Origin of the sequence: Stenotrophomonas sp. PS02301, assembly GCF_029959485.1 — a bacterium.
GTDB lineage: Bacteria > Pseudomonadota > Gammaproteobacteria > Xanthomonadales > Xanthomonadaceae > Stenotrophomonas > Stenotrophomonas maltophilia_Z.
The window spans coordinates 1-6,320 of sequence record NZ_JASCOO010000155.1; the positions used below are offsets into that span (position 1 = coordinate 1).

General features: G+C 64.6%; 10 protein-coding genes. 6 read left to right on the top strand and 4 right to left on the bottom strand.

The window, feature by feature from the left end:
• Window positions 1-232: 232 nt before the first annotated feature.
• The 4 genes from rplI to QMX81_RS20195 all read right to left on the bottom strand — a co-directional run bounded on the left by rplI (window position 233) and on the right by QMX81_RS20195 (window position 2,028).
• Window positions 233-685, bottom strand: coding sequence for a 50S ribosomal protein L9 (gene rplI, locus QMX81_RS20180; protein ID WP_121037848.1), 453 nt, complete (start codon window positions 683-685; stop codon window positions 233-235).
• A gap of 154 nt (window positions 686-839) precedes the next feature.
• Entirely contained in the window at window positions 840-1,070 is a 231-nt protein-coding gene (rpsR, locus tag QMX81_RS20185) for a 30S ribosomal protein S18 (RefSeq protein WP_002804494.1), read from the bottom strand.
• Between the two features lie 11 nt (window positions 1,071-1,081).
• Entirely contained in the window at window positions 1,082-1,522 is a 441-nt protein-coding gene (rpsF, locus tag QMX81_RS20190; protein ID WP_019184348.1) for a 30S ribosomal protein S6, read from the bottom strand.
• A 167-nt stretch (window positions 1,523-1,689) separates the two neighbouring features.
• The gene (locus tag QMX81_RS20195; RefSeq protein WP_019184349.1) at window positions 1,690-2,028 is read right to left on the bottom strand and encodes an iron-sulfur cluster assembly accessory protein; all 339 of its coding nucleotides are present in this window, start codon (window positions 2,026-2,028) and stop codon (window positions 1,690-1,692) included.
• A gap of 184 nt (window positions 2,029-2,212) precedes the next feature.
• Between QMX81_RS20195 and asnS the strand changes: the two genes are divergently transcribed.
• The 6 genes from asnS (at window position 2,213) to QMX81_RS20225 (ending at window position 6,181) form a co-directional block, all read left to right on the top strand.
• Window positions 2,213-3,607 carry an asparagine--tRNA ligase gene (gene asnS / locus QMX81_RS20200; protein WP_019184350.1) on the top strand — a complete coding sequence of 465 codons (1,395 nt, stop codon included), beginning with the start codon at window positions 2,213-2,215 and terminating at the stop codon, window positions 3,605-3,607.
• Between the two features lie 23 nt (window positions 3,608-3,630).
• Window positions 3,631-3,936: a hypothetical protein gene (locus tag QMX81_RS20205; RefSeq protein WP_102787980.1), complete on the top strand. Its 306-nt coding sequence runs from the start codon at window positions 3,631-3,633 to the stop codon at window positions 3,934-3,936.
• On the top strand, window positions 3,933-4,247 hold the full coding sequence (locus tag QMX81_RS20210) for a hypothetical protein (protein WP_121037851.1): 315 nt from the start codon (window positions 3,933-3,935) through the stop codon (window positions 4,245-4,247). The genes QMX81_RS20205 and QMX81_RS20210 overlap by 4 nt, the downstream gene beginning before the upstream one ends.
• A gap of 6 nt (window positions 4,248-4,253) precedes the next feature.
• Complete coding sequence (locus QMX81_RS20215) at window positions 4,254-4,892, top strand: FMN-binding negative transcriptional regulator (protein WP_282264193.1); 639 nt, start codon at window positions 4,254-4,256, stop codon at window positions 4,890-4,892.
• A 74-nt stretch (window positions 4,893-4,966) separates the two neighbouring features.
• On the top strand, window positions 4,967-5,629 hold the full coding sequence (gene can / locus QMX81_RS20220; RefSeq protein WP_121037857.1) for a carbonate dehydratase: 663 nt from the start codon (window positions 4,967-4,969) through the stop codon (window positions 5,627-5,629).
• 24 nt (window positions 5,630-5,653) lie between these two features.
• A complete protein-coding gene (locus QMX81_RS20225; protein WP_282264195.1) occupies window positions 5,654-6,181 on the top strand; it encodes a 3-hydroxyanthranilate 3,4-dioxygenase in 528 nt (175 codons plus the stop codon).
• Window positions 6,182-6,320: the final 139 nt, after the last annotated feature.

Below are 6,320 nucleotides of genomic sequence, written 5' to 3' on the forward strand. Positions count from 1 at the left end.
GGGTAGCCTGGGCCGGGACCGTAATGCGCCATGGATGGCGCATTTCGAGCCCCCAGGGACGGGTTTACGGCGGGTCCCGGCCCAGGCTACCCGGCGCACTCCCACCGATGTCATCAAGGCGCCCAGCCGTTGCCGTTGCCGTTGCCGTTGCCGTTGCCGTTGCCGTTGCCACAAACAAAAACGGGCACCCTCGCGGGCGCCCGTTTCAGTGACTCCCGCCTTTCGGCAGGGATCAGGCCTTTTCGGCTTCCACAACCACCTTGACGGTGGTTTCCACGTCGGCGTGCAGGTGAACAGTCACCTCGTACTCGCCCACGTTGCGGAACGCGCCTTCGCCCAGGATCACTTCGCTCTTTTCCAGCGGCAGGCCGACAGCGGTGAAGGCTTCGGCGATATCGCGCGGGCCAACCGAACCGTACAGCTTGCCTTCGGTCGAGGCGTTCGCAGCGATCGTGACGCTCTTGCCTTCCAGCTTCGCCTTGCGGGCTTCGGCGTCAGCGTGGATCGACTGGGCCTTGGCTTCGTAATCAGCGCGCTTGGCTTCGAACTCAGCCACGTTGGTCGCGGTGGCCGGAACGGCCTTGCCGGTCGGGACGAGGAAGTTGCGGCCGTAGCCCGGCTTCACGTCGACCAGATCGCCCAGACCGCCGAGGTTGGTGACCTTCTGAAGAAGAATCAGCTTCATGGTGTAGCTCCAAATATGTATTCGTTAGCGAGGCTCAGGCCCCGCAGCGGATGGCTGTCCGAATATCCGAACGGCGAATCCTTAAACTGCCCGACGCTTTACAGCGCGGGCGGCCGGATCCGCGAAAGCGGCGACTCGAAGTCGCCAGCCTTCATCAGACGTCGTGGTTGTCGGTGTACGGAATCAGGGCCAGGAAACGGGCGCGCTTGACGGCCGTTGCCAGCTGGCGCTGGTACTTCGACTTGGTACCGGTCACGCGGCTCGGCACGATCTTGCCGTTCTCGGTGAGGTACTGGCGCAGGGTGTTGAGATCCTTGTAATCGATCTCCTTGACACCTTCGGCCGTGAACTTGCAGAACTTGCGACGACGGAAGAACTTGGACATGTCAGTGCTCCTTAAGCGGCCGAAGCGGCGTCTTCGCCGGCATCGGTGTCAGCGGCGGCGGGGGTGGTTTCACCTTCTTCGTCATCACGACGACGACGCTCGCCACGCTCGGGCTTGTCACCCTTCTCGTCCTTGCTCTTCATGATCAGCGACTGCTCGGTGTCAGCTTCGTCACGCTTGATGACGAGGTTGCGCAGCACGGCGTCGTTGAAGCGGAAGCTTTCCACCAGCTCGCTCAGCACGGCCTGGTCGCACTCGATGTTGAGCATGACGTAGTGGGCCTTCACCAGGTTCTGGATCGGGTAAGCCAGCTGACGACGGCCCCAATCTTCCAGACGATGGATGGTGCCGTTGCCGTTCTCGACCAGCGCCTTGTAGCGCTCGATCATGGCCGGGACCTGTTCGCTCTGGTCCGGATGGACCAGGAACACGACTTCGTAATGACGACTCATGTGTTTTTACCTTTCGGATGTGGCCCTTTGAGGGCCGGACAGCCCCCCGCAGGTGAACGCGGTGGGGCAAGGGTCCTGCCCGGAATCAGGCAGGAAGCCGCGCATTGTGGCAGCAGAAGGGGTTGCAGGCAAGCCGGGCGGGCGGAACAGGCCCGGCGCGCAGGCGATCAGGCCTTGTCGGCCTCGGTCGTGAAGCTCTCGCCGCAGCCGCATTCCGCGGTCGCGTTCGGGTTCCTGAACGTGAAGGTCTCGCTCAGGCCGTGCTTGCCGAAGTCGATCTCGGTGCCGTCCACCAGCTCCAGGCTGGTGGCATCCACATAGATGCGGACCCCGTCCTGCTCGAAAACGGTGTCGCCTTCGCGCTCATCGCGGGCCAGATCGGTGATGTGCCCCCAGCCGGAACAGCCGGTGCGGGTCACGCCGAAACGCAGGCCCAGCGCACCGGGGGTCTGCTCGACGAACTTCTGCACACGGGCAAAGGCAACAGGGGTAAGGCTTACGGCCATGACAGGCAACTCCAGCGGATCGTGATCATTATAGAGGGTATGGCGCGGCCCGGCCTCGGCGGCCGCAGCTGCGGTTCACACGGCACACAGCCCCGTGGGACGCGAGAAATGCCTCGCAAGCCGAACACCGCACCCGTTAAACTCCGTGTTCAGAGATCGAGTCGATCAACAGAGGATTCAAGTCATGACGGTGGTCAGCGTTGAACATGCGCTTGCCGGGAAGATCCCGGAAGGCGGCGAGGCAACAGTACGCGGATGGGTCCGCACGGTGCGCGGCTCTGCGGCGCTTGCCTTCGTCAATGTCACCGATGGCTCCTGCTTCGCCCCCATCCAGGTGGTGGCCAATGACACCCTGGCCAATTTCGACGACATCAAGAGCCTGACCCCGGGCTGCTCGGTGATCGCCCGCGGCACCCTGGTCAAATCCCAGGGCAAGGGCCAGTCCTTCGAGATCCAGGCCAGCGACATCGAGATCGTGGGCCTGGTCGAAGACCCGCTGACCTACCCGATCCAGCCCAAGCCGATGAGCCCGGAGTTCCTGCGGGAAGTGGCGCACCTGCGCCCGCGCACGAACCTGTTCGGTGCGGTCACCCGCATCCGCAACTGCCTGGCCCAGGCCGTGCACCGTTTCTTCCACCAGAACGGCTTCAACTGGATCAGCACCCCGATCGTGACCACGTCCGATGCCGAAGGTGCCGGCCAGATGTTCCGGGTCTCGACCCTGGACATGGCCAACCTGCCGCGCAACGAAAAGGGCGAGGTGGATTTCAGCCGCGATTTCTTCGGCAAGGAAACCTTCCTGACCGTGTCCGGCCAGCTGAACGTCGAGGCCTACTGCCTGGCGCTGAGCAAGGTCTACACCTTCGGCCCGACCTTCCGTGCCGAGAACTCCAACACGACCCGCCATCTGGCGGAGTTCTGGATGATCGAGCCGGAAATCGCCTTCGCCGATCTGGCCGAAGACGCGCGCCTGGCCGAGCAGTTCCTGAAGTACCTGTTCCGCGCGGTGCTCGATGAGCGTGGCGATGACCTGGCCTTCCTGGCCGAGCGCGTGGACAAGAACGCGATCACCAAGCTGGAAGGCTTCATCAACGCTCCGTTCGAGCAGATCGACTACACCGAAGCGGTGAAGCTGCTGCAGAACTCGGGCAAGAAGTTCGACTTCCCGGTCGAATGGGGCCTGGACCTGCAGACCGAGCACGAGCGCTGGCTGACCGAAGAACACATCGGCCGCCCGGTGGTGGTGACCAACTACCCCGAGCACATCAAGGCGTTCTACATGCGCCTGAACGACGACGGCAAGACCGTTGCGGCGATGGACGTGCTGGCCCCGGGCATCGGCGAGATCATCGGCGGCAGCCAGCGTGAAGAGCGCCTGGATGTGCTGGATGCGCGCATGGCGCAGTTCGGCCTGGATCCGGCGCACTACGGCTGGTACCGCGATTTCCGCCGCTACGGTTCGGTGCCGCACGCCGGCTTCGGCCTGGGCTTCGAGCGCCTGGTGGTCTACGTCTGCGGGCTGAGCAACATCCGCGATGCGATCCCCTACCCGCGCGCACCGGGCAGCGCCGAATTCTGATCGACCTACGGAGGCACTGAACCATGACCCTGTTCTTCGCGCTGTGTTTCGTCGGCGTGGCGATCGCCGGGTTCAGTGCCTTCGTGATCTTCTGGCCGCTGACCCTGGTCCACATCCGCGACCGCCACCCGGCGCTGGCGGATCGTTTCGGCACGGGCGCATTTCTGCGCCCGGATGCGCTGCGCTGGCTGCTCGGCCGCGACTATCGCCAGAGCACCGACCGCTCGCTGACCGGCCTGGCCGCGCCGGCCTGGCTTTCCCTGCTTACGCTGCTTGCTGGACTGGGCATGGCTGCCCTGCTCTGGCTGCTTTCGATGGTAATCACATGAACGACGACACCTCCCACCACGACGAGTGGTTCCTGGCCAGCCTGGGCAACACCCTGATCTGGGCCCGCCTGCGCGTGCGCCCGGCCGGCACCGCCGAAGTGCTGGACAGCGACGGCAACACGCTGAGCTATGACAGCGAAGACACCGCGCGCTCGCAGCTGTTCGACGCCGAGTTCGTCGCCTACGACGGTCTGGATGAAGAAGACGCCCTGGTGCGCGGCTTCTCGCTGCATGAAGTGCAGCCGCCGCAGGCCGACAGCGATGACGCATTGCACGGCCGCATGGTCCAGAGCCTGGGCGCCCGCGCGTAACCGACGATGTTCATCCCGTCCGCCTTCGTCGAGACCGACCTGATCTGGCTGGACCGGCTGCTGGCGCGCGATGCGTTCGTCACCCTCGTCACGACCGGGGCCGACGGCCTGCCGCAGGCCACGCGGATGCCGGTGCTCTACCGGCGCGATGCCGACGGCATCCTGATCGAAGGCCACTGGGCCAAGCCCAACCCGCAGGCGGGCCATGCAGGCCCCGCGTTGATGCTGGTGCACGGCCCGCATGCGTATGTATCGCCGGGCTGGTATCCGGACAAGGACGCGCAGGCGCGTGTGCCGACCTGGAACTACGCCGCCGCGGAACTGCGCGGGGTGCTGGAACCGACCACCGATCCGGACACATTGATCGCCATGCTGGACGGCCTGAGCGCGCACTATGAAGCACAGGTCGGTGGTGACTGGGACCTGCTGCCGATCGAGCCGCGCCAACGGCGCATGCTCGCCGGCATCGTCGGTTTCCGCTTCCGCCCGGCCCAAGTGCAGATCAAACTCAAGCTCAGCCAGAACCACCCCGAGGCCAACCAGTCCAGCGTGATCGATGCACTGTCGGCGCTGGACGCCCCGGCATCACGCGAGCTGGCGCAGTGGATGCGCTGGCGCCGCGAGGGCGGCACTGCCGCCGACTGACCTTCCCCACTCCTGCGACGACGCGGCCACCCTGGCCGCGCCTTGCCCCCACCCGACGTCAGGGACCCCGCACGATGAAAGACATCCACAAGCTGCTGCAGAACAACCGCGAATGGGCGGACCGGATCGAAAAAGAAGACCCGGAGTTCTTCCACCAGCTGGCCAAGCAGCAGCACCCGGAATACCTGTGGATCGGCTGTTCCGATTCGCGCGTGCCGGCCAACCAGATCATCGGCATGGCGCCGGGTGAGGTGTTCGTGCACCGCAACGTGGCCAACGTCGTGGTGCATACGGATCTGAACTGCCTGAGCGTGATCCAGTACGCCGTGGATCAGCTGAAGGTGAAGCACATCCTGATCGTGGGCCATTACGGCTGCGGCGGCGTGCACGCCAGCTTGAACAACACGCGCGTGGGCCTGGCCGACAACTGGCTGCGCCATGTCGGCGATGTGGCGCAGAAACACTCGGCCATCATGGACGCGATCGAGGATCCTGCGCTGAAGCATGCGCGCCTGTGCGAGTTGAACGTGATCGAGCAGGTGGTCAACGCCTGCCGCTCGACGATCGTGCAGGACGCGTGGGCACGCGGCCAGAAGCTGATGGTGCACGGCTGGGTATATAGCCTGAAGGATGGCCGGGTGCGCGAGATGGGCATCGACGTGGGCGCACCGGAAGACCTGCAGCCAGCCTACGAGAAGGCGCTGTCCTACGTGCCGCGCCACGGTCGGCGCGACTGATTCTTCCTTTTACGGACATCGCCCATGCTTGCCTCGCCCATCAATCTGCTCGGCTGGATCGAAGAACACCGGCATCTGTTGAAGCCGCCGGTCGGCAACAAGATGATCGAGAACGGCGATTTCATCGTGATGGTGGTCGGCGGCCCGAACAGCCGCACGGATTTCCATTACGACGAGGGCCCGGAGTGGTTCTATCAGCTTGAAGGGGAGATGACGCTGAAGGTGCAGGAGGATGGCGCGGTGCGCGACATTCGGATCCGCGCGGGCGAGATCTTCCTGCTGCCGGGCGGTGTGCCGCATTCGCCGCGCCGCCCGCCGGGCGGTGTGGGCCTGGTGGTGGAGCGCAAGCGGCTGGCGCATGAGCGCGATGGGCTGATGTGGTTCTGCGAGCGGTGCAATCACAAGTTGTACGAGGAGTTTTTCGCACTGGAGAACATCGAGACGGATCTGCCGAAGGTGTTCGATCGCTATCACTCTTCGCTGGAGTTGCGCACGTGCGATGCGTGCGGACACGTGGATCCGTTGCCTGCGAAGGTCGCTGTTGAGGGGTGATGGCTTGGAAGCTTGGAAGCTTGGAAGCTTGAAAGCCAGCCGTTGAGTGGACTGGGAGTGGGCCGGCGGGGGCGGGTTTCCTGGACCCGCCGCAAGTACGTCCATGTAGGCTCGTAGTGCGGCATCCAAGCCGCACACG